27 protein-coding genes are annotated in these 26,424 nt (G+C 66.9%); 14 read left to right on the top strand and 13 right to left on the bottom strand.

The genetic code is table 11. The annotated features are described in order from the left end of the window. The first annotated feature begins 110 nt into the window (after positions 1-110). From ACVKN3_RS07120 to ACVKN3_RS07100, 5 genes are read left to right on the top strand one after another with little or no spacing between them, the layout of a single operon-like run. Entirely contained in the window at positions 111-1,595 is a 1,485-nt protein-coding gene (locus ACVKN3_RS07120; protein ID WP_354515622.1) for a glucoamylase family protein, read from the top strand. Between the two features lie 5 nt (positions 1,596-1,600). Then, positions 1,601-2,881 (top strand): sugar ABC transporter substrate-binding protein, encoded by a 1,281-nt coding sequence (locus ACVKN3_RS07115; protein ID WP_354515624.1) that lies wholly within the window; start codon positions 1,601-1,603, stop codon positions 2,879-2,881. Continuing rightward, on the top strand, positions 2,878-3,756 hold the full coding sequence (locus ACVKN3_RS07110) for a carbohydrate ABC transporter permease (RefSeq protein ID WP_036138770.1): 879 nt from the start codon (positions 2,878-2,880) through the stop codon (positions 3,754-3,756). The genes ACVKN3_RS07115 and ACVKN3_RS07110 overlap by 4 nt, the downstream gene beginning before the upstream one ends. Beyond that, positions 3,753-4,574, top strand: coding sequence for a carbohydrate ABC transporter permease (locus tag ACVKN3_RS07105; protein WP_036138768.1), 822 nt, complete (start codon positions 3,753-3,755; stop codon positions 4,572-4,574). Before ACVKN3_RS07110 ends, ACVKN3_RS07105 begins: the two co-directional genes overlap by 4 nt. A 4-nt stretch (positions 4,575-4,578) precedes the next feature. Then, positions 4,579-7,389, top strand: a complete 2,811-nt coding sequence (locus tag ACVKN3_RS07100; protein WP_354515626.1) for a discoidin domain-containing protein — start codon at positions 4,579-4,581, stop codon at positions 7,387-7,389. Here ACVKN3_RS07100 and ACVKN3_RS07095 read toward each other — a convergent pair. The 12 genes from ACVKN3_RS07095 to ACVKN3_RS07040 all read right to left on the bottom strand — a co-directional run bounded on the left by ACVKN3_RS07095 (position 7,386) and on the right by ACVKN3_RS07040 (position 18,441). Then, a complete protein-coding gene (locus ACVKN3_RS07095) occupies positions 7,386-7,754 on the bottom strand; it encodes a hypothetical protein (RefSeq protein ID WP_354515628.1) in 369 nt (122 codons plus the stop codon). The genes ACVKN3_RS07100 and ACVKN3_RS07095 overlap by 4 nt on opposite strands. Positions 7,755-7,867: 113 nt before the next feature. Further along, positions 7,868-8,698 carry a pirin family protein gene (locus tag ACVKN3_RS07090; RefSeq protein WP_285403405.1) on the bottom strand — a complete coding sequence of 277 codons (831 nt, stop codon included), beginning with the start codon at positions 8,696-8,698 and terminating at the stop codon, positions 7,868-7,870. A 92-nt stretch (positions 8,699-8,790) separates the two neighbouring features. After that, positions 8,791-9,462: a YecA/YgfB family protein gene (locus tag ACVKN3_RS07085; RefSeq protein WP_036138760.1), complete on the bottom strand. Its 672-nt coding sequence runs from the start codon at positions 9,460-9,462 to the stop codon at positions 8,791-8,793. Then, positions 9,459-10,226 carry an exodeoxyribonuclease III gene (gene xth / locus ACVKN3_RS07080; protein ID WP_354515630.1) on the bottom strand — a complete coding sequence of 256 codons (768 nt, stop codon included), beginning with the start codon at positions 10,224-10,226 and terminating at the stop codon, positions 9,459-9,461. Before xth ends, ACVKN3_RS07085 begins: the two co-directional genes overlap by 4 nt. A 56-nt stretch (positions 10,227-10,282) precedes the next feature. Next, the gene (locus tag ACVKN3_RS07075) at positions 10,283-12,328 is read right to left on the bottom strand and encodes a M3 family metallopeptidase (RefSeq protein ID WP_354515632.1); all 2,046 of its coding nucleotides are present in this window, start codon (positions 12,326-12,328) and stop codon (positions 10,283-10,285) included. A 92-nt stretch (positions 12,329-12,420) separates the two neighbouring features. Further along, entirely contained in the window at positions 12,421-12,954 is a 534-nt protein-coding gene (locus tag ACVKN3_RS07070) for a gamma carbonic anhydrase family protein (RefSeq protein ID WP_354515634.1), read from the bottom strand. Between the two features lie 205 nt (positions 12,955-13,159). Further along, on the bottom strand, positions 13,160-13,486 hold the full coding sequence (locus ACVKN3_RS07065) for a hypothetical protein (protein WP_354515636.1): 327 nt from the start codon (positions 13,484-13,486) through the stop codon (positions 13,160-13,162). 99 nt (positions 13,487-13,585) lie between these two features. Further along, positions 13,586-14,113 (bottom strand): energy transducer TonB, encoded by a 528-nt coding sequence (locus tag ACVKN3_RS07060; protein ID WP_354515638.1) that lies wholly within the window; start codon positions 14,111-14,113, stop codon positions 13,586-13,588. Positions 14,114-14,231: 118 nt separating this feature from the next. After that, entirely contained in the window at positions 14,232-16,532 is a 2,301-nt protein-coding gene (locus ACVKN3_RS07055; RefSeq protein ID WP_285403410.1) for a TonB-dependent receptor family protein, read from the bottom strand. A 192-nt stretch (positions 16,533-16,724) separates the two neighbouring features. Beyond that, positions 16,725-16,988: a YkgJ family cysteine cluster protein gene (locus ACVKN3_RS07050; protein WP_354515755.1), complete on the bottom strand. Its 264-nt coding sequence runs from the start codon at positions 16,986-16,988 to the stop codon at positions 16,725-16,727. Then, positions 16,985-17,815, bottom strand: a complete 831-nt coding sequence (aroE, locus tag ACVKN3_RS07045; RefSeq protein WP_354515640.1) for a shikimate dehydrogenase — start codon at positions 17,813-17,815, stop codon at positions 16,985-16,987. Before aroE ends, ACVKN3_RS07050 begins: the two co-directional genes overlap by 4 nt. A gap of 77 nt (positions 17,816-17,892) precedes the next feature. Beyond that, on the bottom strand, positions 17,893-18,441 hold the full coding sequence (locus tag ACVKN3_RS07040; RefSeq protein ID WP_354515642.1) for a lipocalin family protein: 549 nt from the start codon (positions 18,439-18,441) through the stop codon (positions 17,893-17,895). A 108-nt stretch (positions 18,442-18,549) separates the two neighbouring features. On the opposite strand from ACVKN3_RS07040, the gene ACVKN3_RS07035 reads away from it, so the two are divergent. Next, on the top strand, positions 18,550-18,768 hold the full coding sequence (locus ACVKN3_RS07035; RefSeq protein ID WP_285403413.1) for a hypothetical protein: 219 nt from the start codon (positions 18,550-18,552) through the stop codon (positions 18,766-18,768). An 8-nt stretch (positions 18,769-18,776) separates the two neighbouring features. Here ACVKN3_RS07035 and ACVKN3_RS07030 read toward each other — a convergent pair whose 3' ends face one another. After that, positions 18,777-20,261 carry a RimK family protein gene (locus ACVKN3_RS07030; protein WP_354515644.1) on the bottom strand — a complete coding sequence of 495 codons (1,485 nt, stop codon included), beginning with the start codon at positions 20,259-20,261 and terminating at the stop codon, positions 18,777-18,779. A gap of 239 nt (positions 20,262-20,500) precedes the next feature. Between ACVKN3_RS07030 and ACVKN3_RS07025 the strand changes: the two genes are divergently transcribed. The 8 genes from ACVKN3_RS07025 (at position 20,501) to ACVKN3_RS06990 (ending at position 26,379) form a co-directional block, all read left to right on the top strand. Continuing rightward, positions 20,501-20,971: a GNAT family N-acetyltransferase gene (locus tag ACVKN3_RS07025; protein WP_354515646.1), complete on the top strand. Its 471-nt coding sequence runs from the start codon at positions 20,501-20,503 to the stop codon at positions 20,969-20,971. Positions 20,972-21,015: 44 nt separating this feature from the next. Then, positions 21,016-21,237 (top strand): LPS translocon maturation chaperone LptM, encoded by a 222-nt coding sequence (gene lptM / locus ACVKN3_RS07020; RefSeq protein WP_285403415.1) that lies wholly within the window; start codon positions 21,016-21,018, stop codon positions 21,235-21,237. A gap of 7 nt (positions 21,238-21,244) precedes the next feature. After that, complete coding sequence (gene dapF, locus ACVKN3_RS07015; protein ID WP_354515649.1) at positions 21,245-22,072, top strand: diaminopimelate epimerase; 828 nt, start codon at positions 21,245-21,247, stop codon at positions 22,070-22,072. 82 nt (positions 22,073-22,154) lie between these two features. Next, positions 22,155-22,841, top strand: a complete 687-nt coding sequence (locus ACVKN3_RS07010) for a DUF484 family protein (RefSeq protein ID WP_285403417.1) — start codon at positions 22,155-22,157, stop codon at positions 22,839-22,841. Beyond that, complete coding sequence (locus ACVKN3_RS07005) at positions 22,838-23,752, top strand: tyrosine recombinase XerC (RefSeq protein WP_354515651.1); 915 nt, start codon at positions 22,838-22,840, stop codon at positions 23,750-23,752. The genes ACVKN3_RS07010 and ACVKN3_RS07005 overlap by 4 nt, the downstream gene beginning before the upstream one ends. Positions 23,753-23,843: 91 nt before the next feature. After that, on the top strand, positions 23,844-24,377 hold the full coding sequence (hslV, locus tag ACVKN3_RS07000) for an ATP-dependent protease subunit HslV (RefSeq protein WP_285403419.1): 534 nt from the start codon (positions 23,844-23,846) through the stop codon (positions 24,375-24,377). A gap of 4 nt (positions 24,378-24,381) precedes the next feature. Further along, a complete protein-coding gene (gene hslU / locus ACVKN3_RS06995) occupies positions 24,382-25,722 on the top strand; it encodes an ATP-dependent protease ATPase subunit HslU (protein WP_285403420.1) in 1,341 nt (446 codons plus the stop codon). Between the two features lie 39 nt (positions 25,723-25,761). Next, entirely contained in the window at positions 25,762-26,379 is a 618-nt protein-coding gene (locus ACVKN3_RS06990) for a hypothetical protein (protein WP_354515654.1), read from the top strand. The last annotated feature ends 45 nt before the right edge of the window (positions 26,380-26,424 follow it).

Here is a 26,424-nt window from a genome sequence, read left to right as displayed (position 1 = left end):
GTTTACGCGCGCAAGCCAGGATCGCCTGCGCTCCCTCACGAGGAAGGCACCCACGACGACGACGGCCCCCACCGTGCGTTCCGTGCCTCGCAAGCGCCAGGATTCACGTCATGCAAGTCAACACGATCAAGCGTCTTTCCCTCACCATGGGCGCCCTCCTCGCCTGCGCCGTCCCGCTGGCGATGGCACAGAAGGCACCGGCCATGACCAAGCACGCGCCATCCGTGGCAACCCTGAAAGACCTGCACCCCGTTCCCCCCATGATCGCCGACCTGGAAAAACGCACCTTCCAGTGGTTCTGGGACAGCGGCAACCCGGTCAACGGCCTGGTGCCCGACCACTACCCGACACAGTCATTCGCTTCCATCGCCTCGGTGGGCTTCGGCCTCACCGCCTATGGGGTGGGCGTGGAGCGCGGCTACATCACGCGTGAGCAGGCGGTGGACCGCACGCTGGCCACGCTGCGGTTCTTCCGCGACGCGCCGCAGAACGATTCCGAGGACGACGCCACCGGCTTCAACGGGTTCTTCTACCACTTCCTGGACATGCAGACCGGCAAGCGCGAGGCGCGCTGGGTCGAGGTGTCCACGGTGGATACCTCGTTGCTCCTGGGCGGTGTGCTGTTCGCGCAGAGCTACTACGACCGCGACGATGCGAAGGAAAAGGAAATCCGCGATATCGCCGACCAGATCTACCGCCGGGTGGACTGGCCATGGGCGCAGAACAACGCGCCGTTGATCAGCATGGGCTGGACGCCGGGCGGCAAGATGATTCCGCACGACTGGGCCGGCTACAACGAAGGCATGCTGGTCTACATCCTGGCGCTGGGCTCACCCACCCACCCGGTCGGCGAGGACGCCTGGCAGGCCTGGACCAAGACCTACGACAAGACCTGGGGCGAGTTCCACGGGCAGACCTTCCTCAATTTCGCACCGCTGTTCGGGCACCAGTACAGCCACACGTGGGTCGACTTCCGGGGCATCCGCGATGCGTGGGGCCGGGCGCACGACATGGACTACTTCGAGAACAGCCGCCGCGCCACCTATTCGCAGCAAGCCTATGCGATCGCCAACCCGGGCGGCTGGAACGGCTACGGCAAGAACGTCTGGGGCCTCACCGCCAGCAACGGCCCCGGCGGCCTGATCGTCAAGCAGGGCGACCGCGAGCGCACCTACCAGGGCTACACGGCGCGCGGCGCCGGCCTGGACTACATCTCCGACGACGGCACCCTGGTGCCGACGGCCGCTGGCGGCTCCATCGCGTTCGCGCCGGAGATCGTCATCCCGGCGCTGGAGGAGATGAAGAAGAAGTACGGTAAGAACATCTACACGAAGTACGGCTTCGTGGATGCGTTCAACCTCACCTTCGATACCCACACGGAAGTGCGTACGGGCCGGATCATCCCGGGCTTCGGCTGGGCCGATACCGTGCACCTGGGCATCGACCAGGGCCCGATCGTGCTGATGATCGAGAACTACCGCAGCGACTTCGTGTGGAGCGTGATGAAAAAGAACCCGTACATTCGCAAGGGACTGCAGCGCGCCGGCTTCTCGGGCGGCTGGCTGGACGCCGAAACGGCCGCCGACCTGTGGTGAAGCGCGTGACCCGTTACCTGCGCCATGCGGCGGCATGCGTGGCCGTGGCCGTCGCGCTGGTCGCGTGTGCCAAGCCGCCAGCCGGCACCCGCACGCTGCAGTTCTGGACCATCGGGCGCGAAGGCGAGGCCGTGGCCAAGCTGCTACCCGAGTTCGAGCGCGAGCACCCCGGGCTGCACGTGGAAGTGCAGCAGCTGCCGCTCACCGCCGCGCACCAGAAGCTGTTGACGGCCTATGCCGGCGACTCCACGCCGGACCTCACCCAAGTAGGCAACACGTGGGTGCCGGAGATGGTGGCGCTGGAGGCGATCGAACCGCTGGATGCGCGCGTCGCTGCGTCGAAGGTGGTCGATCCGACCGATTATTTCCCCGCGATCTGGTCGACCAACGTCATCGACGGCCACCTCTACGGCGTGCCCTGGTACGTGGACACGCGCCTGCTGTTCTATCGCAAAGACCTGCTGGCCAGGGTGGGCTACGACCACCCGCCACGCGACTGGGCCGAGTGGCAGGCGATGATGGTCAAGCTGGCGCAGCCGCGCGGCACCACCTACGGCGTGCTGCTGCCCACGAACGAGTTCGAGCAGTTGCTGGCACTGGCCTTGCAGCAGGACGATCCGCTGCTGCGCGACGGCGGACGCTACGGTAATTTCCGCAGCGCGGGGTTCAAGAAGGCGCTGGCGTTCTACGTGTCCATCTTCAAGGACCAGCAGGCGCCGATGATGACCAACGTCGGCGTGGGCAATCCGTGGGCCGCGTTTGGCCAGGGTTTCTATGCGTTCTACCTGTCCGGTCCGTGGAACATCGGCGAGTTCCGCCACCGCCTGCCGCCGGCGCAGCAAGGCGACTGGGGTACGGTGGCGCTGCCGGGCCCCAACGGTCCGGGCGCGTCCAACGCGGGTGGCTCCAGCCTGGTGATCTTCCGCCGCTCGCAACACAAGGACGATGCCTGGGCGCTGATCGAGTTCCTGTCGCGCCCGGCCATCCAGGAGCGGTTCTACCAGATCCTCGGCGACATGCCGCCGCGACGCTCCTCATGGGAGGCCCCGGCGCTGAAGGATGACGACAAGGCCACGGCTTTCCGCGACCAGTTGGACCGCGCCAAGCCGACCCCGCCCGTGGCGGAGTGGGAACGCATCGTCACCGAGATGCAGCTCGTCGCCGCGCAGGCTGCGCATGGCGACCTCACGGTGGACGAGGCCGCGGCCGAGATGGATCGCCGTGCCGACCGCCTCCTGGAAAAACGCCGCTGGATGCTCGACCACGGACACAAGGCAAGCCCATGACTACGTCCCGCGCCGCCTGGCTGTTCATCGCACCCGCGATGATCGTCCTCGGATTGTTCTTCCTGCTGCCGGTGATCGCGGCGCTGGTGCTCTCGGTCACCGATTACGACCTCTACGCACTGGCGGACATCCGCAACCTGCGCTTCGTCGCCCTGCAGAACTACTGGTCGCTGTTGCAGCGACCGTTGTTCTGGTCGGCGCTGGGCCACACCGTGTACTTCGTGGTGGTGGGCGTACCGCTGTCGCTCATGGCCTCGCTGGGTGCGGCCATGTTGCTGAACTCGCCCATGGCGCGGTTCAAGCCGTTCTTCCGCACCGCGCTGTTCGCGCCCGTCGTCACCACCGTGGTGGCGGTGGCCGTGATCTGGCGCTACCTGTTCAACACCAAGTACGGCCTGATCAACTACGTGCTGGATAACCTGGGCGTGCCCACGGTGGACTGGCTGGGCGATCCGCACTGGGCCATGCCCACGATCATCCTGTTCGCGGTGTGGAAGAACTTCGGCTACAACATGATCATCTTCATGGCGGGCCTGCAGGCCATTCCGGGCGACCTGTACGAGGCCGCGCGCATCGACGGCGCCTCGGCCATGGCGCAGTTCCGCCACATCACCCTGCCGATGCTCAAGCCCACGATGGTGATGGTGAGCATCCTCACGGTGTCCGGGTATTTCCAGTTGTTCGCCGAGCCGTATGTCATGACCGAAGGCGGCCCGCTGCAGAGCACCACCTCGGTGCTGTACCTGATGTACGAAGAGGGCTTCAAGTGGTGGAACCTGGGTTCCGCCTCCGCGGTGGCCTTCATCCTGTTCGTCATCATGTTCGCCGTTACCGCCGCCATGCTCCGCTTGTCGAAGCAGGGAGAGCCCGCATGAGTCCGCGCATCGCCAAGGCCCTCATCAACGGGCTGCTGATCGGCGCGGCCGGCATCGCGCTGGCGCCGCTGCTGTACATGCTGTCGGTGTCGTTCATGACACCCGGCGAGGCCAGCGCCCTGCCGCCGCCCGTGCTGCCGACCCACTGGACGCTGGGCAACTACCGCCAGCTGTTCCTCAACGCGGGCATGGGTCGTTACCTGCTCAACAGCCTGTTGATTTCCACGGCGATCACCGTGGTCTCACTGGCGTTCAACCTGATGGCCGGTTATGCCTTCGCCAAGCTGGAGTTCAAGGGACGCCAGCGCCTCTTCCAGTTGCTGCTGGGCGCGCTGGTGATTCCCGCGCAGGTGGCCATGCTGCCGTTGTTCCTGCTGCTGAAGTACATGGGCCTGGTCAACACCTACGGTGCCGTGATCGTGCCCGCGCTGGCCACCATCTTCGGCATCTTCCTGGTCCGGCAGTACGCCAGCGGCATCCCGAACGACCTGATGGAAGCGGCGCGCATTGATGGCGCCGGTGAGTTCCGCATCTTCGCCACCATCGTCATGCCGCTGTTGAAGCCGATCATGGTAACGCTGGCGATCTTCACCTTCCTGGCCGCGTGGAACGACTTCATGTGGCCGCTGATCGCGCTGACCGGGCAGGAGCACTACACGCTGCCCATCGCCCTGGCCTCGCTGTCGCGCGAGCACGTGCAGGACAGCGAACTGATGATGGCTGGCTCCGTCGTCACCATCCTGCCGGTGCTGGTGCTGTTCCTCGCCTTGCAGCGTTATTACCTCGAAGGCCTTCTGATGGGCAGCGTCAAGGGATAGGACCATGTCACGCCTTGCCTCGCTTTCGCTGCTGCTGTCGGCGGCCGTCGTCACCCTGCCTGCGCAGGGCAAGGATGCGCCCCGCCTGCTCGATGGTTTCGACACCACTGCGGGCTGGGCGGCAACGCATACCGACGATGTATCCGCCTCGTTGCGGCTCGTGGAAGGCAACACCGGGCGGGCGATCTGCCTGGACTATGACTTCAACGGCGTGTCCGGCGCGGCGTCGATCCGCAAGACGCTGCCTCTGGATTTCCCCACGGGTTTCGCGCTGGGCTTCGACGTGCGCGGCAGCATGCCGCCCAACACGCTGCAGCTGAAACTGATCGACGACAGCGGCGACAATGTGTGGTGGTTCCAGCAGCCCGGCTTCGTCCCGACCGATGCCTGGCAGTCCGTGCAGGCGACCAGTCGCCAGGTGTCCTTCGCCTGGGGTCCGGTGAAGGACCGCACGCTGCGGCACACGCGCGAGGTGGAGTTCGTCGTCTACAAGGAGGCACAGGGCCCGGCCCGGGTACCGGGCGGGCGCGACGCTGTGCCCGCGGCCGCGAATCGCGGCTCGGTGTGCTTCGACAACCTCACCCTGACCGCGCGGCCTCCCGAAGCCGTGCCCACGCCTGCGCCTACCGCCAACGCGATTTTTGAGGAGCGGGCGAAACACGTGCGTCGTGGCCTCTATCCCCGTGGCTTCTCGGGCGAGCAGTCGTACTGGACGATCGTCGGTGTGGATGGCGGCAGCCGCGATTCCGCGCTCATCTCCGAGGACGGCGCGGTGGAAGTCACCCGCGGCGGCTTCTCCCTCGAACCGTTCCTGATCGATCGCGGCGCGCTGGTCACATGGGCCGACGTCACCACCACGCAGTCGCTGCGTGACCGCTACCTGCCGCTGCCGTCCGTGCAGTGGACGAAGGGCGACCTTGCGCTCACCACCACCGCCTTCGCGCAGGGCGCCGCCGGTGCCTCGCAGCTGGTGGTCGGCTATCGCGTGGACAATGCGGGAGACACCGCGCGTGACATCACGCTCGCCCTGGCCGCGAGGCCCTTCCAGGTCAACCCGCCCACGCAGTTCCTCAATGCGCCGGGCGGCACCAGCCCGATCCACGACCTCGCCTGGGATGGCCATGCGCTGGTGGTGAACGGCACGCGCAAGGTCGTGCCGTTGCAGGCGACGACGGCCTTCGTCGCCAGCGGCAACACGCCAAAGATGCTCAGCGAGCGACTCGATGCGGGCGAGCGCCCGGCGACACGCTCGCTACACGCCGACGACGGCTTCGGCCAGGGCGCACTGCTGTACGACGTGCATGTGCCGGCCCACGGCCATGTCGACCTGGGCCTGGTGATTCCCGTGAAGCAGGACGACGACGTCCCGCTGCCGGCGGACGCCGGCCACTGGCTGGCCAGCCATGCCGATGCCGTGGCGGCGCTATGGCGCGACAAGCTGGATCGTGTGGCGATACGCGTGCCGGCGCAGGCCCAGCCGCTGGTCGACACGATGCGCAGCGGTGTCGCGCAGATCCTCATCTCGCGTGACGGCCCCGCGTTGCAGCCGGGTACCCGCTCGTATTCGCGCACCTGGGTGCGCGATGGCGCGATGATGCTGGAGGGCCTGCTGCGTACCGGCCACGAAGACGTCGCGGGCGAGTTCATTCGCTGGTATGCACCACACCAGTTCGCCAACGGCAAGGTGCCGTGCTGCGTCGACGCGCGTGGGTCGGATCCTGTACCCGAGAACGACAGCCAGGGCGAACTGATCTTCAGCGTGGCCGAGCTATGGCGCTACACGCACGATCGCGCCACGCTGGAAAGCCTGTGGCCGCACGTGGTGCGCGCCGTCGACTACATGGAAACGCTACGCACCGGCGAGCGGCAGGCCGGGCGGTTGCAGGGTCCCGACCGATCGCTGTACGGCCTGATGCCGGCGTCGATCAGCCACGAAGGCTATTCGACCAAGCCGATGCATTCGTACTGGGACGATTTCTGGGCGCTCAAGGGCTACGACGATGCGGTGGCGCTGGCCGGCGTGCTCGGGCAGACCGATCGGCAGACGGCGTTCCGTGCCTCGCGCGACCAGTTCCGCGACGACCTGCATGCGTCCATCGCCGCGGCGGTCCGCGAGAAAGGCATCGACTTCATTCCCGGCTCGGCCGAACTGGGCGACTTCGACGCCACCTCCACCACCATTGCCCTGTCGCCGGGTGGCGAGCAGGCACGGTTGCCCAAGGCCCTGGTGGACGCCACATTCGAGAAATACTGGCGGGCCTTCGTGGCGCGACGCGACGGCAGCATGGCCTGGAAGGACTACACGCCCTACGAGCTGCGCACGATCGCCAGCTTCGTCCGCCTCGGCTGGCGGGACCGCGTGGGCGACCTGATCGCCTTCTTCTTCGCCGACCGGCGACCGCAGGCCTGGAACCAGTGGGCCGAGGTGGTCGGGCGGGACCCGCGCGAGCCGCGCTTCGTCGGCGACATGCCGCACGCGTGGATCGCCTCGGACTATGTCCGTTCCGCACTCGACCTGTTCGCCTACGATCGCGCATCCGACGAGTCGATGGTGCTCGCGGCGGGGGTGCAGCCGGCGTGGCTGGCCGGCGACGGCATCGCGCTGCGCGACCTGCGCACGCCCTACGGACGTCTCGGCTATACGTTGAAGGCCACCGGCGGAAAGGCCACGCTGACGCTGACCCAACCGATAGACCCTCCCGGCGGCCTGGTGCTCTCGTTGCCGTCGGGCGAGGTGAAGCTGCGGCGGGGCGTCACGACGTACACCGTGCCGATGGAAGCCACCGGCACGGCCACGAAGCCGCCGCGCTCCTAGTGCGTGGCGACCCGGGTGCGCAGCAAGGCATCCACCGCCTGCTGCCACTCGAGTGACCCGGGCGCCGACTGCGGCGCCTCCTGGCCCAGCTTCGCGTTCACGGCCTGGTTCCAGGCCGGCGTATCCGGTCGCGGGCCATGGCCGTCGTCACTGACCGCCAGGGTCTTGTCCACCCAGGCGTACCACCCGGGCGAACCCAGGGCGGGGTTGGCCGGCGCATTCTTGCCGGGTGCCGGCGTGGCATCGGCAGCGGCCGACGACGCCGCAGGCGGCGCGGCGGCGGAGCCCGCGTCAGGCGACGAGGGCGAGCAGGCGGCGATGATGAGCGCCGCGGTAATGGGTACGACCGTGAGCAAAAAGCGCATGGGCAATGAATTCCTCGCGAATGCGTAGGAGGCCGATGCTAGCGATGGCATCCGGTCTGAAGGCTAAACGGCCCGGGGAACTTAACCGGGCCGTTCAGTTTCAGCCGAGGCGATCAGAATTTCCCTGCACGGAAATCGGCGATCGCCTCGTGGATCTGCGCCTGCGTATTCATGACGAACGGGCCGTAGCGCGCCACCGGTTCGCGCAGCGGACGACCTGCCACGACCAGGACGCGGGTGGCCTCGGCGGCCGCAAGGCTCAAGGTGTCACCCTCGCTGAGCACCGCCAGTTCGCTGCGTGCCAGCGACTCGCCGGCCACCCGGGCGTCGGTGCCGTCGAACACATAGGCGAACGCGCTGTGCCCGGCGGGCAGGCCCAGGTCGTAGTGCGCGCCAGCGTCCAGCGCGATGTCCAGGTACACCGGCTGCGTGGCGATACCGGCCACGGGGCCGCTGACGCCTTCCAGCTCACCGGCAATCACGCGTACGGTCACGCCGGGCGCCGGCTGCACCACCGGGATGTCGCCCGGCGGGATGTCCTGGTAACGCGGCGCGGTCATCTTGTCCGCGGCCGGCAGGTTCACCCACAGCTGGAAGCCCCACATCAACCCGGCCTCCTGCTGCGGCATTTCCGAATGGACCAGGCCGCTGCCCGCGGTCATCCACTGCACGCTGCCGGGACCCAGGTCGCCGCGATTGCCCTGGTTGTCGCCGTGTTGCATGCGCCCGGCGAGCATGTAGGTCACGGTTTCGAAGCCGCGGTGGGGATGATCGGGAAAGCCTTCGATATAGTCCCCGGCCTGGTCGGAACGGAATTCGTCCAGCAGCAGGAACGGGTCCAGCATGTCCAGCGCCGGCTGGCCGATCACACGCTTGAGCTTCACGCCGGCGCCGTCGGCGGTGTCCATGCCGCGAATGCGGCGCGCGATGGTTCGTTGGGTCATGACGGTACTCCGGTGTCGATGCCCACCAAGATGCCGGTTGTCGGGCACCAGACCAAGCCTCGTGGGGCGAACGATCCGTTTCGCCCGTGTGGTCAGTGCACCCAGTGGCCGGAACGCTGGCGGGGTGGGCCGTCTTCGGCCTCGCTGCGCGGGCGGGTCATCGCCTTGAGCTCGTCTTCCGTGGGGCCGTTGGTGCGCCAGTATTCGCCCACCGCATTGAGCACCTCGGGCAGCTGGCCCAGGCACTCGTCGTATTCCTCGTCGGTGAGTTTCTCGAACTCCGCATCGGCCTGCAGCACGCCTTCGTCGACCGCCAGCGCCATGATGGGGCCGAGCAGCTGCATCAGGGTGGGGTCTTCGGCCAGCCGCGTTTCCCACAGCTGCGCACGCATGTCGATGCCACGGCTGAAGCCTTCGCACCAGCCGCCCGCCGACAGCATGGGGCCTTCGTCGGTGTCGATCTCGCCGAGGATCGGCTCGTAGGCGTCGACGTCCAGTTCCGCGCTGATGGAATCGTTGAGCTGGGCCAGCAACGCCAGCACGGCGTTGCCTTCGTCTTCATCCTCGAAGGCGTCGTGCAGCACCTCGTGCAGCCATTCTTCCGGCTTCACTTCGAGCGGCCCGATGGCGATGGCCGAGAGCAGGCCATGCACGCCGTCGAGCATCAGGTCGCCGTCGTTGCCGTGGGCGCGCAGGTAGATGTCGAGTTTTTCGAGTTCGGCGTCGTCCAGTGAACGCGGCCATTCGGATTTGGGGGTATTCAAAGCTGCAGCTCCAGCACGACGGGCGCGTGGTCGGACGGTTGTTCCCACTTCCGCGGCGCCTTGTCGACGATCGACGAGGTGGCCAGGGATTTCAGCGCATCGCTGATCAAGATGAGGTCGATCCGCAGGCCCATGTTGCGGCGGAAAGCCGCCTGCCGGTAGTCCCACCAGCTGAAAAGGCCGGCGTCCTCGTTGAAGAGACGGAAGCTGTCATGCAGGCCGATATCGAGCAGGTCCTGCAGGGCGGCGCGTTCCGGCGGCGAGCAGAAGATGTCCTCACCCCAGGCCACCGGGTCGTACACGTCGCGGTCGTCCCGGCAGATGTTGAAGTCGCCCAGGACCACCAGTTTCTCGTGGCGGGCACGCTCGCCTTCGAGGAAGTCGCGAACCCGCGCCAGCCATTCGAGCTTGTAGGTGTATTTTTCGTCGCCCAGCGCCTTGCCGTTCACCACGTACAGATCGACCACGCGGATATCGCCGACCGTGGCGGCCAGGATGCGGCGCTGGGGATCGTCCAGGCCCGGGATATCGGTGACGACATCGGCCAGTTCGCCCCGCGCGAGGAGGGCGACGCCGTTATAGGTTTTCTGCCCGGAGAACACCGAGCGGTAGCCCATCGCGGCGATCTCGTCGACGGGGAATTTATCGTCGGTGAGCTTGGTTTCCTGCAGCGCGACGATATCCGGCTGCACCTCGGCCAGCCATTGCTGGAGGTGGGGCAGGCGAACCTTGAGCGAATTGACGTTCCACGAAGCGATCTTCATGGCGCCATTGTAAAGGAAAGCCGCGCGGCGCCATGACGCCGCGCGGGGCCGTGCGATCAGGCCAGGCCGTAGCTGCGAAGCAGGGCGTCCGGCCGCGGCTCGCGACCACGGAAGGCCACGAAGGAGGCCAGGGCCGGCCGCGTGGAGCCGACCGCCAGCACTTCCTTGCGGAAGCGCTCGCCCGTGGCCCGGTCCAGCACGCCGGCCTGTTCGAAGGGTTCGAACGAGTCCGCGGACAGCACTTCGGCCCACAGGTAGCTGTAATAGCCGGCCGAATAGCCACCCGCGAAGACATGGGTGAAGGCGTGCGGGAAACGCTGCCATGCCGGCGGATGCAGCACGGCCACTTCATGGCGCACCTTCTCCAGGACATCCAGGGGGCGCGCGCCCACCGCCGGGTCGTAGTCCCGGTGCAACAGGAAATCGAACAGGCCGAATTCCAGCTGGCGGACGAGGAACAGGCCGGCATGGAAGTGCCGCGCGTCGAGCATCCGCTGGTACAGATCGTCCGGCAGCGGCTCGCCGGTCTGGTAATGCCGGGCGAATTCGCGCAGGGCGTTGCGATCCCAGGCGAAATTCTCCATGAACTGGCTGGGCAGCTCCACGGCATCCCACTCCACGCCCTCGATGCCGCTGATCGAGGGAATATCCACCTCGGTTAGCATGTGGTGCAGCCCGTGGCCGAATTCGTGGAACAGCGTGAGCACGTCGTCGTGGGTAAGCAGGGCCGGCGCGCCGTCGGTGGGCGGCGGGAAGTTGCAGGTGAGGTACGCCACCGGCAGCTGCAGTTTGTCACCGTCGCGGAAGCGCGACACGGCCACGTCCATCCAGGCACCGCCGCGCTTGCCCGAGCGGGCATACATGTCGAGGTAGGCCCCGGCGAACACCGTGCCGTCGGCGTTCACCACGTCGTAGTACTTCACGTCCTTGTTCCAGGTATCCACGTCATCGCGCGGCGTGAAGCGCACGCCATAAAGGCGCTCCACCACCATGAACAGGCCGTCGATGGCGGCCGAGGCCGGGAAATACGGTTTGATCTGTTCCTCGTCCAGCGCATAGCGCTGCTGGCGCAGGCGCTCGGCGGCGAAGCCCACATCCCAGGGCTCGAGGTTGTCGATCTTCAGTTCGTCGGTGGCGAAGCGGCGCAGTTCGTCCAGTTCCTTCTTCGCCACCGGCTTGGCACGGGCCGCGAGGTCGCGCAGGAAGGTCAGCACCGCCTCGGTCGAGGTGGCCATCTTGGTCGCCAGCGACTCTTCGGCCGCATTGGCGAAGCCGAGCAGTTGCGCGGCCTCGTGCCGTAGCGCGACGATTTTCTCGATGCGCACGGAGTTGTCGAACTTGCCCTTGTCCGGCCCCTGGTCCGACGCGCGGGTCTGGTAGGCGTAGTACACGGCCTCGCGCAGGTCGCGGTTCTCGGCGTAGGTGAGCACCGCCTGCACGCTGGGTTGCTTCAACGTGACCAGGTAACCGTCGAGTTTTTCCTCGCGGGCGTATTCACGCAGCACGGCGCGTCCGGAAGCGGGAATGCCCGCCAGGTCGCGCTCGTCGGTGATGTGCTTGTGCCAGGCCTCGGACGCATCCAGCACGGCGTTGGAGAACTCGGTGGTGAGGCGGGACAGCTCCACGCCGATCTCGCGGAAGCGCGTGCGCGCCGGTTCTTCCAGCGCCACACCCGACAGGCGGAAGTCCCGCAGGGCGTGCTCGACCGCCGCACGCGCGGCGACCGGCAGGCCGGCGAAATCGGGCCGGTCGGCCACGGCCTGCACGGCGGCGTAGAGGTCGCGGTTCTGGCCCACTTCCATGCCGTGCTCGGTGAGTTTTTCTTCCGCGGCGCCGTGCGCCTTGCGCAGGGCCTCCGAGTCGGCCACGGAGTGCAGGTGGCTTACCGGCGACCAAGCCCGCGACATGGCCTGGTCCAGGCGTTCCTGGGCCAGGATCACGTGCTCGAAGTCGCGCGGCGCGTCGGCAGCCGCAATGGCATCGATGGCGGCGCGCTCGGCGGCGATGAGGCTGTCGATGGCGGGCTCGACGTGCTCGGGGCGAATGGCCGAGAACATCGGCAGGGCCTGCGGGTCGAGCAGCGGGTTGGTGCGGGTATCCATGGGTTCGTCTCCTCTCTGGCGCCCAGCGTGGAGCCCGCGCGGAGGCAAATCAAGCGGCAACACGTGGGGCCCGCCCCGGCATTCAGGGGCGATCAGGCCAGGTAGTCGTCCTTGAGGCGCACGTAATTGGCCGCCGAGTAATACAACTGCTCTACCTGCCGATCGCTCAGCACGCGCACCAGCTTGCCGGGATTGCCCAGCCAGAGCTCGCGCTCGCCCACCACCTTGCCCGGCGGGATCACCGTGCCCGCGCCGACGAAGCCGTGTTTCTTCACGACCGCGCCGTCGAGCACCGTGGCATGCATGCCGATCAGGCAGGCGTCCTCGAGGGTGCAGGCGTGGATGACCGCGCCGTGGCCGATGGTGACGTCCTCGCCGATGATGGTCGGGAAGCCACCCGGGCTGTACGGACCATCGTGGGTAACGTGGATGATCGCGCCGTCCTGGAGGTTGCTGCGGGCACCGATACGGATGTGGTGCACGTCGCCGCGCGCCACCGCGCCCGGCCAGACCGACACATCGTCGGCGAGCTCGACATCGCCGATGACGGTGGACGCCGGGTCGACGTACACGCGGGCGCCGAGGCGGGGATGGATGCCCTTGAAGGGCCGTATCGAAGTGGACATGCGACGATTCTAAACCTCGCGCGCATCTGCCGCACCGTTACATGAACGAACCGCCGGTGATACGCCCGTCGGCGTCCCTTTGGGGGACGTAGCGGCTGTTGTTCTGCCGCATCTCCCGCGTCGACATCATCTCCGGGGTCACGAGGGTGACATCGGGATAGGCGGCGCGGACAGGAGGCGCCGCCCGAGGCGACGCCTCCATGGATCAGCGGAACGAGCCGCCGACGATACGACCGTACTGATCGAGCTGTGGGAAATACCGGCTATTGTCGGCGCGCATTTCCATCGTGGTCACGGAATCGGGCATGACGAGCTGGATGCATGAAAGGCGCGCGCGGAATTCCACCGGCGTCGGCTTGGTGGCGATGAAGCGGTCGAACGCGTTCGTGTCGAGCACGCCGCAACGCACCGATGCCTTTGCGTCGGTAGCGCCCTCGGGACGAGGCGCATTGCCACCATGCACCTGAGCCATGGCGGCCAGCGGGGCCATGGCGAGCAGGGCGACGAACAACGGCGAAATGGTCTTCTTCATAAGGTGGCTCCTTGCCTGTGTAAGGGTTTTTATCAGGCGCCCCCGGATGGGACGCCTGGCAACAATGACCCCCCGGGCCTATCGCGAAGATGAATGCGGCTAGCCGTTTCGCCGACGGATCGTGTCAGCTTTTGCCTCATCATTTGCCACCACGACCTGCTGCTGGGCGTCGAGCTTGGCCCCGAGAATGATCAGTGTGTAGTTGGTGGCGTCGTAATCTCGCAGCAAGGCGATCTCGCGGCGCGCGTCCTCCAGCTCGCGCCGGTTGATCTGACGTTCGATCTCCTGCGCGGCGAACGGGAGCGTTTCGCGAAGAGCGTCATGCGCCGTCGCATTGCCTGCGTCGAGCTGCAGCACACTCAGATAGAACTCGTAGGCGTTGTTCCCTTGCGGGGCGATGAGACGGCCTTCACGCGTGGCCTCTCGCGCAAGCTCCAGCAGGAGATCGACGTCCGATCGGTGGGCGCCGCCCACCAGGGCGGAGGGCGTCACGTCCGCGAGGCTCGTCGCGGACGCGTGCGAGCGCTGGAGCAAGGTGAACGCCGACGCAGCTGCCATGGCGACCACGGCAATGGCGACGGTGATGATCGCGCGGCGGGGCACCGCGACGATGGACGACTTAGACATGGGGATATCCGGGGGAACGGCGCCCGCAACCAGGCCGTCCCCCTGTGGACGGCCCCCGCGGGCCACACATGTTCCCGCCGCACTGTTGCAATACCGCGACGATGGATCGCGGTCGACCTCAGAAGCGCGCGTTGAGGTTGACGAAGTACTGCCGCGGCGCGCTCGCCATCAAGGTCTGGTTGTAACCCTGCGCGTCGTACGCCTGGTAACCGTTGGTGCCCGTCGACGCGAAGTAGTGCTTGTTGAACAGGTTGGTCACGTTGGCCCCGATGCTCAGTGCCTTGAACACCGACACGACGCCGAAGTCGTAGGCGATGCCGGCGTTGGCTACCCAGTAGGACGGTACCGCTGAATCGTTGGTGTAGGTGATGTAGCGACGGCCCGTGTACTTGGCCTCGAGGTTGGCGCGCCAGCCCGAGAACGCGTAGTTGATCGAGCTGGAGAACATGGTCTTCGGCACGCCGACCACGTACTTGTCGGCGGTGGGGACCGTGCCGGAGCTCTGGTAGTCGTCCTGGTACTTCGAGTCGTTGTACGAGAACGAGTTGAGCCAGCTGAGGCCGTCGACCGGCTTCCACAGGAAGGCCAGATCCGCGCCCTTGCTCTTCACGTCACCGACGTTGTTGAGCGAGGAGGCGCAGGTGACCACGGCCACGCACGGCGTGGTCACGAGAAGTCGGTTCGCGAAGCGCGTGTAGAACACGCCCACCGACGCCTCGAAGGTGTCGCCATGGGCGCGGTAGCCGGCCTGCCAGGTCTGCGACTCCTCGGGCTTCAGCTGGCTCTTGGCCGCATCGAACGACGCCTGGGAGGTACCGAACGGCGTGAACCCGTAGGCCGCGATGTTCTTCGCATACGAGCCGTAGACGTCCTGGTTGGCGTCGAGCTTGTAGTCGATACCGGCCTGCGGGAGGAAGCCCTTGCTCGCCTTCATCTGGCCCTGCGCGAAGGCCGTGGTCGGCACCAGTGAGGTCGCATCCGTGGTCACGCTCAGCGACTTCGCACCGAAGTTGATGGTGAGCGCATCGTCCATCAGGTGAACGGTATCCTCCGCGTAGCCCATGCGGGTGCGGGTTTCATAATGCTGCAGGAACCCGCGCAGGAACGGCGCCTGGTCGTTGTAGAAGGTGTACAGCGCCGTGTACGGGCCGGTCAGCGTGAAGAAGTTGCGCTCCTGGTTGGTGTTGGCGTCCTCTCCCCACACGCCCACTTCCAGATCGTGGTGGCCCAGCGTGAACTTCAGCGCCGAGGTCACGCCGTAGCGGTCCAGGCCATAGTCCGTGGTACGCATGGACAGCGGCACGGTGGGCGACGATGCCTGGTAGGGCGTGGCCCACTGACCCTCGCCGCGGTCGGCATGGTAATAGCCCGTGGTATCGAGCGTGGCGCCGCCGAGGTTGAACGAACCCGACAAGCCGGCCAGCGTGTCGCGACGGATGCCGCCGCCCGCGTAATACGTGGCGTCGCCCTTGTCGTAATCGGCCGGCAGGCCGTTCATCGAGGCGGGGTAGGCACCGTTGCCGTTCAGCGCATTGGCGATGCCCACAGCCGTGTTCCAGTCCGGCTGCAAATAGTCCCAGTTCCAGCCCAGCGCCTTCTGGCTGGTCAGGGACAGATCCATGTAGTCGTATTCCTTGCGCTTGCTGCTGTCCACGAACAGGCTGACGCGGTTGCCGTCACCCCACTGGTACAGCGCCTTGAGGTTGGCCTGGTTGGACTTCTGGTCGCCGTAGCCCTTCCACTTGTCGGTGTCGGCATGGTCGAACGACACGTACATCGAGAAACCGCCGTGGTCGCCGCTGTCCGCGCGCACGAAGGTGCGCTTCGTGGCGTCGGAACCGATCACCTGGTTGAAGCGCACGCCCGGGGTCATGTCCGGATCGGCCGAGTAGAACTGCACCGTGCCGCCCAGGTTGGTGCTGGACGCGGTACCGAGCGCGCCGGCGCCCTGCGCCAGCTCCACGGTGGCGAGGTTGTCCGAGGTAATCGCACGGGTCACCTGCAAGCCGTTGCTGACGCCGTAGCTCATCGTGCCCAGCGGGATGCCGTCGAGGGTGAAGCCCAGGCGCGACTGGTCGAAGCCGTGCAGCGTGATCTGCGTCGACCACTCGTAGGCGCCCCACGGGTCGGCCGACTGGAACTGCACACCCGGCAGCTTGTCCAGCGCCTTCAACGCGCTGCTACCCGGCGTCTGCTGGCGAAGGATCTCGTCCGTGCCGATGCTCTGCACCTGGCGGGTTTCGCCGGGAGCGATCACGGAGACGGCGTCCAGTTGCTTCGCATCCTTGCTGGTGGTGGCGACATCCGCGGCCGGAGCCGCCTTGTCGTCATCGGCGGCCTGGGCCAGGCCAGCATGCAGGGACAGGGCCAGCGCCGTGGCGAGAGCGGTACGGCGAAGCGAGGCACGTGCGAACGACATCGGGTCGATCCCCTTTGGGAGTAAACCCGTGAGACTCACGGTTGCGCATGTACGCCGCTTTACCCGCAGATGACGGCTGGTTGACGACGCAAGATCGCAAGATCCTGCACCCGATCACACCGATTCACGTAGGAGCGGACGATGTCCGCGATCAACGCGTAGCGGCATCGTAGGAGCGGACGATGTCCGCGATCAGCAGGTGGCAGCCTCGAGCTCCCCCAACCACCACAGCGCATGCTGCCGGTCACCACCGCACATCGACGCCTCAGGCCGCAACCCACCACACACCTTCGGCCGCTCCGGCCGCCCGAAGATAGCGCAGCGATTGTCTTCGGTCAGCTGGATGCAACGCACACCCGCCGGCTTGCCGTGAGGCATTCCGGGGATGGCAGAACTGATGGAGGGCGCGATGCAGCACGCACCGCACCCGGCGCGGCACGACAGCGCCACGGTCAGAAGCGCTGGCGCAGCATGGCGTACACCGGGTCCGTATCCGGCCGCTGCCCGTGCCAGCGCTCGAACGCATCGGCGGCTTGCTCCACCAGCATGCCCAGGCCGTCGCAGAAGTAGCGCGTGCCGGCCGCGGTGGCCCAGCCCTTGAAGCTGGCGGAGGCGGTGCCGTAGCAGAGGTCGTAGCAGGTGCCGTGGTCCTGCAGGATCGACATCGGCAGGTCGAAGCTGCCGCCGGTGACGCCGATGGACGTGGCATTGACCACGAGGTCGAAGCACTCACCGTCCAGGCCATCCCAGTAACGCGTGTGGCATCGCGCCGGATCGCCGATGGCGTCGGCCAGCGCGTCGGCTCGCTCCGGCGTGCGGTTGACGATGGTCAGCGTCTTCACGCCGGCATCCAGCAGGGCCCAGGCCACTGCCTTGGCCGCGCCGCCGGCACCAAGGAGGAGGGCGTCGTGGCCACGCAGGTCGAGCGAATGGCGTTCGGTGATGTCGCGCACGAAACCGCTGCCGTCGGTGTTGTGGGCCTGGATCCGGCCGCCGACCAGCGAGGTAAGTGTATTGGCCGCGCCGACACGCGAGGCGTCCTCGGTGTGCTCCTGGGCCAACGCGAACGCGGATTCCTTATGGGGCAAAGTGACATTGGCGCCCAGGCCGCCGTCGTCGAAGAAACGGCGTACGGCGTCCGCGAACCCGGACGGCGCCACATCGATGGTTTCATAGCCAAGCCGGATACCCAGTTGCTCGGCGAAAGCCGCATGGATCTGCGGGGAAAGCGAATGCGCGATCGGCTGACCGAACACGGCGTAACGATGCGCTTCAGCGCTCATGGAGGCTCCTGGGCTCTCGATCCGGACTCACGCGTCCGTGGGGGCGCAGTCTAGCAATCGTTACCGTCTGGCAACCGTCACTGGAATCCCGGCTTGCCGGCATCCTCGGCGCGCTGGGGCACCTTGCGCATCTGCTCCACCGGGAAACCCTGTTGGCGGGCCTGGTTGATCAGCCGCTGGTAGGCACCGTCATCCAGCGTCCTGTCCTTGGACATGATCCAGAGCAGCTTCCGGGAGGGCAGGCCGACCATGGTCACGCGGTACGCCGGATCCAGCGCGAGGATGATGTAGTCGGAGCGGAAGGGCCACAGCAGCTGGACCTTCCAGCGGGCCGTATCCTTCGGATCGGGTAGCCAGGCCTTGCCGTTCCAGGTCTTCTCCGGCTTATCGAAGCCCTTCCGGTAGTGATAGATGTTCTCGATGGTGCCGTCGGGCTTCAGGCGATATTCGTCCGCCGTGGCGACCTTGCCCTTCTCGAACATGTTCGGGATGGCGCCGATCACGTACCAGGTGCCCATGTAGCGCGGGAGGTCGACGTGGTCCACTGCCTTGAGCGGCGCGTCCGTCGCGCACGAAGCCGTGGCCATGCCGGCCGCCATGAGTAACGCCATCGGGATTCTGTTCATGGGGCCAGCTTCCGCCCGAGGGGATCAAAAGCGGGTCAACGCGTCGCGGTCCGTGAGACGGGCGGCACCTAGCCTGTCCCTCGACACCTCGTCCTCCGGAAGCCCGCCATGAACGACACGCTCTCGCCCCGCCGTATCCGTGCACTGATCGCCATGGCCTGGATGGGCCTGGGCGCCCTGGTCCTGCTGGTCACACCGTTGTCCGCGCACAGCGAGGCCCTGGGCTGGACCCCGGCGTTCTGGCTGCTGCTGGCACCGGCCAGCGTGCTGGTGGCGATGAAACCGGGCCTGCCGCTGCAACTGCTGGCCTCACTGTTCCGTCGGTAGTCCCCGGATCAGGCGTGGATGCCCAGCCGCTTGCGCTCCAGGCGGCGAAGGAACTCCTGCATGATCCGCAGATACAGGTCTTCGCCCAGGTAGGCGTCCTCCACCCCGGCATCGATCGACGGGTTGTCGTTGACCTCGATCACCACCGGGCGGTCGCCGACCTGTTTCAGGTCCACGCCGTACAGGCCGTCGCCGATGGTCTGGGTCGCCTTCAGCGCCAGCTTCACGACCTCGGACGGTGCCTCGCGCACGGGCACGGTGCGGAAACCACCGGACTTGGCCGTGCCTTTCGCGCCGTGGTTGTAGATCTGCCAGTGGCCCCGCGACATGAAGTACTGGCAGGCGTACAGCGCCTCGTGGTTGAGCACGCCGATCCGCCAGTCGTATTCCGTGTAGAGGTATTCCTGCGCGATCAGCAGCGCGCTGTGCGAGAACAGTTCGCCAGCGGCCTTCTGCAACGCCTCGCGCGTTTCCACCTTCACCACGCCGCGAGAGAACGAGCCATCCGGAATTTTCAACACGATGGGCAGGCCCAGTCGGTCGGGCAGTTCGCGCAGGCGCCGCGGGTCGTCGCGGTAAATGATCTCGGTGATCGGCGTGGCCAGCTTGCGCGCGACCATCAGGTCGTTCAGGAAGATCTTGTTCGTGCAGCGCAGGATGGATGTCGGGTCGTCCATCACCACCATGCCTTCCTTCTCGGCACGGTGGGCGAAACGATAGGTGTGGTTGTCGCTGGCGGTGGTCTCGCGGATGAACAGGCCGTCGTACTCGGCCAGCCGCTGGTAGTCGTTCTTGCCGATCGGGTCCACTTCGATACCGAGGTGCTTGCCGGCCTCGATGAATTGCTTCAGCGCCTTCTTGTTGGATGGCGGCATCGCCTCGTCCGGGTCCACCAGCATCGCGATGTCGTATCGGTAGCGACGCCGTGCGCGCGGCTTGCGCCACAGCTTCTTGGAGAACTTGTCCAGCGCCTGGGCAAACGCGTCTTCCTGCGCGTCGTCCAGCGTATGCAGGCCCACCGGCTTGATCGCCGCCACCTGCCACATGCGCTCGCGATGGAACTCGATGCGCATCAACGGGCAGGGGAATATCTCGAACAGCTGCCTCGCAAGATCCTGCAGGTCCGGGTAGGCGGTCTCGCCGAAGTACACCAGCACGCCGAAGTCGGTGGTGTCGCGTCCGCCGGCGGGCAGGAAATTGGCCAGCTTCTGGTTGAGGTCGTCGATGTCCAGGCCGTAGAGCGAGCGGCGACGAAGATCGTTCACCGTGCGCACCGACGGAATGACCTTGTGGCCGCGCGCCTCGGCAAGCAGCGACACGTAATAGCCCGTGCCCAGGTACTTGTAGCTGCGGCAGAGGTTGATGACATGCGCGCGCTCGTCGTCGCTGCCGACCGGCTCACGCAGGTAGTCCATGGCACTGACGACATTCGCGGACGGGTAGTACGAGCCCCAGTCGGAGGCTTTTTCCACGACGATGACGAGCCGGCTCATGTGACCTCGATGGACGGCGAAGGCTTCGTACAGGCTCCACCGGGAGCCGCGCGTTTCACCGGTGGCGCAGTGTGTGCCGCGCTGCCGCCCCGCACAAGCGGCGCACGCGCGTTCGCCCGATCGAATTCATGAAAAAGTCATTGATCCGCCGCAGCCCGAGGTCTACAGTGCCGCGCTTGCCGTATCCCCGCACGGCCGCCAGCCGTTCCCCTCCCTCCAGCGCCGGAGCCCCCAAGCGCATGCGTCCACCCCCGGTTACCGCCGCGGTGCGCGTTCGACGCGCCGAAGTCAGCGATCTCGACGATCTCGTCGCACTCGAGGCATCCAGTTTCGCGCAGGACCGGCTCAGCCGTGCCCAGTACCGCAAGCACCTGGACTCGCAGACCGCGCTGGTGCTGGTGGCCAGTGCCAACCACCGGCGTTTCCTGGGAACCGCCGTGGTGTTCTTCCGCAAGGCCACCACGGTGGCACGTCTGTATTCGCTGGCGACCACGCCCCAGGCGCGGGGCAAGGGCGTGGGGTCGGCGCTGATCCACGCCGTCGAAGACACCGCACGCTCACGCGGCTGCCGGGTGCTGCGGCTGGAAGTCCGCACGGACAACACCGTGGCCATCGACCTGTACGAGCACCTCGGCTACGAACGGATCGGGGCGTACACGGCCTACTATGCCGACGGCACGGACGCGCTGCGCTTCGAAAAGGCGCTTTGACCGGGCCAGGGCTATACTGGCCGCCGTTTCCGGGAAAGAAGCCCATGCGCCGACTGATCCTGCCCGTCGCCTTCGCCGCCACGCTTGCCGCCGGCCTGTCCGGCTGTGGCCAGAAGGGCAACCTCTACTTCCCGCCACCGCCCGCGCCCGCCGGGGCGGTGACGCCGCAAGCCGGTGCGCAGCCCGCCCATGCGACCACCACCGCCGGGTCGCCGGCACCGGCCAGCACGGCACGCACACCGTTTAACTCCTCCGTCCAGCCGTAATCCCGCCATGCCGTCGCGCTTCACCAAGATGCATGGGATCGGCAACGATTTCGTGATCGTCGACTGGCGCGAGGATGCGGGACGCGTGCCCGCGCCCTCGCGCATCGCCGCCCTGGCCGATCGCCACACCGGCATCGGCTTCGACCAGCTGATCAGCATCGAGCCACCGCGCGACGCGTCCTGCACGTTCTACTACGGCATATGGAATGCCGACGGCAGCCCGTCCGGCCAGTGCGGCAACGGCGTGCGCTGCGTCGCCGCGTGGCTCTACCGCGACGGGGCGATCGAGCGCGACACCGATATCCGGCTGGAAAGCCCATCCGGTCCGGTCACGGTACGCGTGCTGGCGACAGGGCATGTTCGCGTCGACATGGGCGAGCCGGACTTCCTGCCCGCCGCCGTGCCGCTCGACCGTCCCGCGCAGGCCACCTACACCGTGGCCATCGACGGCGAGGACATCAGCTTTGCCGCGGTGTCGATGGGCAACCCCCACGCTGTGGTGTTCGTCGACGATGTCGACGATCCCCGCGTGGATCGCCTGGGCCCGCAGCTCACTGCCCATGCCGTATTCCCACAGGGTGCCAACGTCGGTTTCGCTCAGCGTTCGGGCCCGGGACGCCTCCGGCTGCGCGTGCACGAGCGCGGCAGTGGCTGGACCCGGGCCTGCGGCACGGGGGCCTGTGCCGCCGCGGCCACGGCGCACGCGCTCGGCTTGGCCGGGCCCGTCGTCGAAGTGGAGCTGCCCGGCGGCTCGCTCGCCGTCGAGTGGCAAGGCCCCGGCCATACGCTGTGGATGACCGGCCCCGCCGCCTTCGTCTTCGAAGGCGAGGTGTGACGCCCGCGCCATAACGCGGCACACTGCTTCCATCCCGGGTCGGTTCCTGTCGACCCGCACGCATGCGACCGAGGAAACACCCATGACCGATACCGCGATCGACGGCGACATCAAGCCAACCACCGTCGCGTCCTACCTGCGGCGGCATCCGGACTTCCTGGCCGATTATCCGGACCTGGCCAACGCCCTGACGCTGCCCAGCAGCAACGGACCCGCCGCGTCGCTGGCCGTCCATCAGCTGCGCGGGCTGCGCGAGAAGAACGCCGAGCTGGAGCGCCGCCTGAAGGAGCTCACCGGTATCGCCGGCGACAACGAGACCCTGATGCGCCGTGTGCACGGGCTGATGCTGGCCCTGCTCAGCGCGCGCGATGTCGAGGAAACGGTGCGCAACGTCGTTCACCGGCTGAAGGAAGATTTCCAGTCGGAGCGGATCAGCCTCGTGTTCTTCGGCAACCTGGCCGGCCTGCCCGACGAGCCCTGGCTGCTGCGCGAGCCGCGCGGCTCCGCCGGCCTGCCGGAGTTTGCCTCGTTCCTCGAGCACGGTGACCCGGTGGCCGGGCGCCTTGCGCCGGAAAAACTGCAGCGGCTGTTCGGCGACGACGCCCCCGAGGTGCGCTCGGCCGCACTCATGCGCGTGGGCTCCGATGCGATCCTGGCGATCGGCAGCGCCGACGCGGATCGTTTCCACCCCGGCATGGGCACGTTGTTCCTCAACATGATCTCGACCACGGTCGGCTCGGCCATCGAACGGGCGCGGAAAGCCGCGTGACCCCCCGCGAAGCGGTGGAAGCGTTCCTGCGCCACTTCGCGGCCGAACGGGCGCCGTCGCCGCACACCCTGGCCGCCTACCGGCGCGACCTCGACAAGCTGGTTGCGTACATGGAGGCCGAGCGCCTCGTATCGTTCGACGAGTTAACCCCCGACCGGCTGCGCTCCCTGACCGCCCGCCTGCACCGGCCGCCGCCGGACAAGGACGGCAAGCGGCCGAAGGGGCTGGAGCCCACCAGCCTGCAACGGTTGCTGTCCGCGTTCCGCACGCTGTTCCGTTACCTCACGCGCGAGGGTCAGCTCGCCCACGACCCCACGGCCGGCGTTCGCGGCCCCAAGGTGCGGCGGAAGCTGCCCGTGGTGCTGGACGCGGACGAGGCCAAGGAACTGGTCGAGACCACGCTCGGCGGTTCGCTCGCGCCGCGCGACTCGGCCATGCTGGAACTGTTCTATTCCAGCGGGCTGCGCCTGTCCGAGCTGTGTGGCCTGCGCTGGGGCGACCTCGACCTGGACGACGGCCAGGTACGCGTACTGGGCAAGGGCAACAAGACACGCATCCTGCCGGTGGGACGTTTCGCGGTGACCGCGCTGCGCGCTCTGGCCGCCCTGGGCGAGGCCGGACCGGAACAGCCGGTGTTCAAGGGCCGGGGCGGCGGGCCGATCGGGCCGCGCGCGGTGCAGCTGCGCATGGTCAAGCTGTCCAGCGGGCAGGCCAAGCGCGTGCACCCGCACATGCTCCGGCATACCTTCGCCAGCCACATGCTGGAATCCTCCGGCGACCTGCGTTCGGTGCAGGAATTGCTCGGCCACGCCGATATCGCCACCACCCAGATCTACACGCATCTCGATTTCCAACACCTGGCCCGGGTCTACGACGCGGCGCACCCGCGCGCCAAGCGCAAGCACGACTAGTCAGGCGCCGACTCGCATCGTCCGCGAGGGCCGACCTTGCACCCCTCCCGCGCCATCCCCACCTCTAGCCGACTCCCCCAAGGAACGCGCTATGGACCCGATGCACGCAACGACCATCGTCTGCGTCCGCCGCGACGGCAAGGTCGTCATCGGCAGTGACGGACAGGTCACCCTCGGCAACACCGTGATGAAAGCCAACGCACGCAAGGTGCGGCGCCTGGGCAAGGGCGACGTGCTGGCCGGGTTCGCCGGCGCCACCGCCGACGCCTTCACCCTGTTCGAGCTGTTCGAGGAGAAGCTGGTCAAGCACGGCGGCAATCTCACGCGCTCCGCGGTGGAGATGGCCAAGGAATGGCGGACCGACCGCCGCCTGGGCCGCCTGGAAGCCATGTTGGCCGTGGCCGACAAGGAAGCCTCGCTGCTGATCTCCGGCAACGGCGACGTGCTGGAGCCCGAGCACGGCCTGATCGCCATCGGCTCCGGCGGCCCCTACGCCCAGTCGGCGGCCCTGGCCCTGATGGAAAACACGGCACTGGACGCACGCACCATCGTCGAGAAAGCGCTCAAGATCGCCGGCGACATCTGCATCTACACCAATCACAACACCTCGATCGAAGAGCTCTGAACCCATGTCCGAACTCACCCCCCGCGAGATCGTCAACGAGCTGGACCGCTTCATCATCGGCCAGAACGATGCCAAGCGAGCCGTCGCCATCGCGCTGCGCAACCGCTGGCGGCGCATGCAGCTGGAGCCGGGCATGCGCGAGGAAGTCACGCCGAAGAACATCCTGATGATCGGGCCCACGGGCGTCGGCAAGACCGAGATCGCGCGCCGCCTGGCCACGCTGGCCAACGCGCCGTTCGTGAAGGTCGAGGCCACCAAGTTCACCGAGGTGGGCTACGTCGGCAAGGATGTGGAATCGATCATCCGCGACCTGGCCGACGTGTCCTACAAGCTGGTGCGCGACCAGGCCAAGACGCGCGTGCGCAGCCAGGCCGAGGACGCCGCCGAGGATCGCCTGCTGGACGCCCTGCTGCCTCGGCGCCAGGCGGCCACCGGCTGGGACGACACCGGTTCCAACGTCACCGCCATCGACAGCGACACCCGCCAGAAGCTGCGCAAGCAGCTGCGCGAGGGCGCACTGGACGACCGCGAGATCGAACTGGATTTCGCGGTGAACGTGGGCGTGGAGATCATGACCCCGCCCGGCATGGAGGAAATGAGCCAGCAGCTGGGCAAGATGTTCCAGAACATGGGCGGCGCCAAGTCGCAGAAGCGCAAGCTGACCATCCGCGCGGCACGGCCGCTGCTGGTGGAGGAAGAAGCCGGCAAGCTGCTCAACGACGAGGAACTTCGCAGCCGCGCCGTGGATATCGCCGAGCAGAACGGCATCGTCTTCATCGATGAGATCGACAAGGTCGCGCAGCGTTCGGAATGGGGCGGGGCGGGCGTGAGCCGCGAAGGCGTGCAGCGCGACCTGCTGCCGCTGGTCGAAGGCTCCACCGTGTCGACCAAGTACGGCTCGATCAAGACCGACCATATCCTGTTCATCGCCTCGGGCGCGTTCTCGCTGGCCAAGCCGTCCGACCTGATCCCCGAACTGCAAGGCCGCCTGCCGATCCGCGTGGAACTGAGCGCGCTGTCGGTGGACGACTTCAAGCGCATCCTGCGTGAGCCGAACAACGCGCTGACCAAGCAGTATGTTGCGCTGCTGCAAACCGAGGGCGTCACCCTGGAGTTCACCGATACCGGCGTGGACCGCCTGGCGGATGTGGCATTCCAGGTGAACGAGCGGACCGAGAACATCGGCGCCCGCCGCCTGCATACGGTGATGGAGCGGCTGCTTGAGCGCATCTCTTTCGAAGCTGCGGATAAGTCCGGCGAAAATTACCTGATCGACGCCGAATATGTCGATAAAAACCTGGCTTCGCTAGTCAAGGACGAGGATTTGAGCCGTTACATCCTCTAAACATCGAGCGGCGCCCCATCTGCTAAACTGTTGACGTATATGGGCAAGGTTATTCAACTCAAAACGAACGGCCAGCGAGCCAGCCTGCGTGAAGCGCAGGACAGTGGGCAGCTGGTGCGTCTGTGGCGCGGCGATCTCGAGCATGGCAGCTTCTGCGGCTATGTCGGCGGGGTCGGCCGCGAGTTCTTCCTGTTGTGGGTCATCGGCGACGGTGTCAGCTACGACGGCATGTACATCATGCGGCACCGCGACATCTCCGAATTCGAGGCGCCGGACAAGCACGCCGGCTTCCTCGAGAAGGCCCTGGCGCTCAAGGGCATCAAGCCCACGCCGCCGGCAGACTTCCCCCTCGACGACATCTCGCAGGTCATCCAGGCCGCCGCGGTGCATGCGCCGGTCATCGGCGTGCATGTCGACAGCGAGGACGAATCGGAGGTCTGCTACATCGGCCGTCTGGTCAGCGTGGAAGACGAAGGCTTCAACATGCAGGAGATCACCCCCGACGCGGAGTGGCTGCGTGAGCCGTCGTTCTTCTCGTGGGATGAAGTCTCCACCGTCAGCATGGAAGACGCCTACGCCACCTCCCTGCTCGCCGTGGCCGGCACCCCGCCCTCGCTGGAGCAAGGCACCGGCGACGGCTTCGGTCGCGCGCCCTGATTAGGTAATGTAGGAGCGCACGATGTGCGCGATAAGATGTGCGCG

The organism is Luteibacter sp. PvP120 (assembly GCF_054055715.1).
Note: the sequence above shows the minus strand (reverse complement) of the source record. Positions and strands in the feature narration are given on the sequence as shown.

Coding starts and splice junctions, on each gene's coding strand:
- ACVKN3_RS07120 (WP_354515622.1), top strand. CDS start 111: ATGCAAGTCAACACGATCAAGCGTCTTTCCCTCACCATGGGCGCCCTC.
- ACVKN3_RS07110 (WP_036138770.1), top strand. CDS start 2,878: ATGACTACGTCCCGCGCCGCCTGGCTGTTCATCGCACCCGCGATGATC.
- ACVKN3_RS07105 (WP_036138768.1), top strand. CDS start 3,753: ATGAGTCCGCGCATCGCCAAGGCCCTCATCAACGGGCTGCTGATCGGC.
- ACVKN3_RS07100 (WP_354515626.1), top strand. CDS start 4,579: ATGTCACGCCTTGCCTCGCTTTCGCTGCTGCTGTCGGCGGCCGTCGTC.
- ACVKN3_RS07095 (WP_354515628.1), bottom strand. CDS start 7,754: ATGCGCTTTTTGCTCACGGTCGTACCCATTACCGCGGCGCTCATCATC.
- ACVKN3_RS07090 (WP_285403405.1), bottom strand. CDS start 8,698: ATGACCCAACGAACCATCGCGCGCCGCATTCGCGGCATGGACACCGCC.
- xth (WP_354515630.1), bottom strand. CDS start 10,226: ATGAAGATCGCTTCGTGGAACGTCAATTCGCTCAAGGTTCGCCTGCCC.
- ACVKN3_RS07075 (WP_354515632.1), bottom strand. CDS start 12,328: ATGGATACCCGCACCAACCCGCTGCTCGACCCGCAGGCCCTGCCGATG.
- ACVKN3_RS07070 (WP_354515634.1), bottom strand. CDS start 12,954: ATGTCCACTTCGATACGGCCCTTCAAGGGCATCCATCCCCGCCTCGGC.
- ACVKN3_RS07065 (WP_354515636.1), bottom strand. CDS start 13,486: ATGAAGAAGACCATTTCGCCGTTGTTCGTCGCCCTGCTCGCCATGGCC.
- ACVKN3_RS07060 (WP_354515638.1), bottom strand. CDS start 14,113: ATGTCTAAGTCGTCCATCGTCGCGGTGCCCCGCCGCGCGATCATCACC.
- ACVKN3_RS07055 (WP_285403410.1), bottom strand. CDS start 16,532: ATGTCGTTCGCACGTGCCTCGCTTCGCCGTACCGCTCTCGCCACGGCG.
- aroE (WP_354515640.1), bottom strand. CDS start 17,815: ATGAGCGCTGAAGCGCATCGTTACGCCGTGTTCGGTCAGCCGATCGCG.
- ACVKN3_RS07040 (WP_354515642.1), bottom strand. CDS start 18,441: ATGAACAGAATCCCGATGGCGTTACTCATGGCGGCCGGCATGGCCACG.
- ACVKN3_RS07035 (WP_285403413.1), top strand. CDS start 18,550: ATGAACGACACGCTCTCGCCCCGCCGTATCCGTGCACTGATCGCCATG.
- ACVKN3_RS07030 (WP_354515644.1), bottom strand. CDS start 20,261: ATGAGCCGGCTCGTCATCGTCGTGGAAAAAGCCTCCGACTGGGGCTCG.
- ACVKN3_RS07025 (WP_354515646.1), top strand. CDS start 20,501: ATGCGTCCACCCCCGGTTACCGCCGCGGTGCGCGTTCGACGCGCCGAA.
- lptM (WP_285403415.1), top strand. CDS start 21,016: ATGCGCCGACTGATCCTGCCCGTCGCCTTCGCCGCCACGCTTGCCGCC.
- dapF (WP_354515649.1), top strand. CDS start 21,245: ATGCCGTCGCGCTTCACCAAGATGCATGGGATCGGCAACGATTTCGTG.
- ACVKN3_RS07010 (WP_285403417.1), top strand. CDS start 22,155: ATGACCGATACCGCGATCGACGGCGACATCAAGCCAACCACCGTCGCG.
- hslV (WP_285403419.1), top strand. CDS start 23,844: ATGGACCCGATGCACGCAACGACCATCGTCTGCGTCCGCCGCGACGGC.
- hslU (WP_285403420.1), top strand. CDS start 24,382: ATGTCCGAACTCACCCCCCGCGAGATCGTCAACGAGCTGGACCGCTTC.
- ACVKN3_RS06990 (WP_354515654.1), top strand. CDS start 25,762: ATGGGCAAGGTTATTCAACTCAAAACGAACGGCCAGCGAGCCAGCCTG.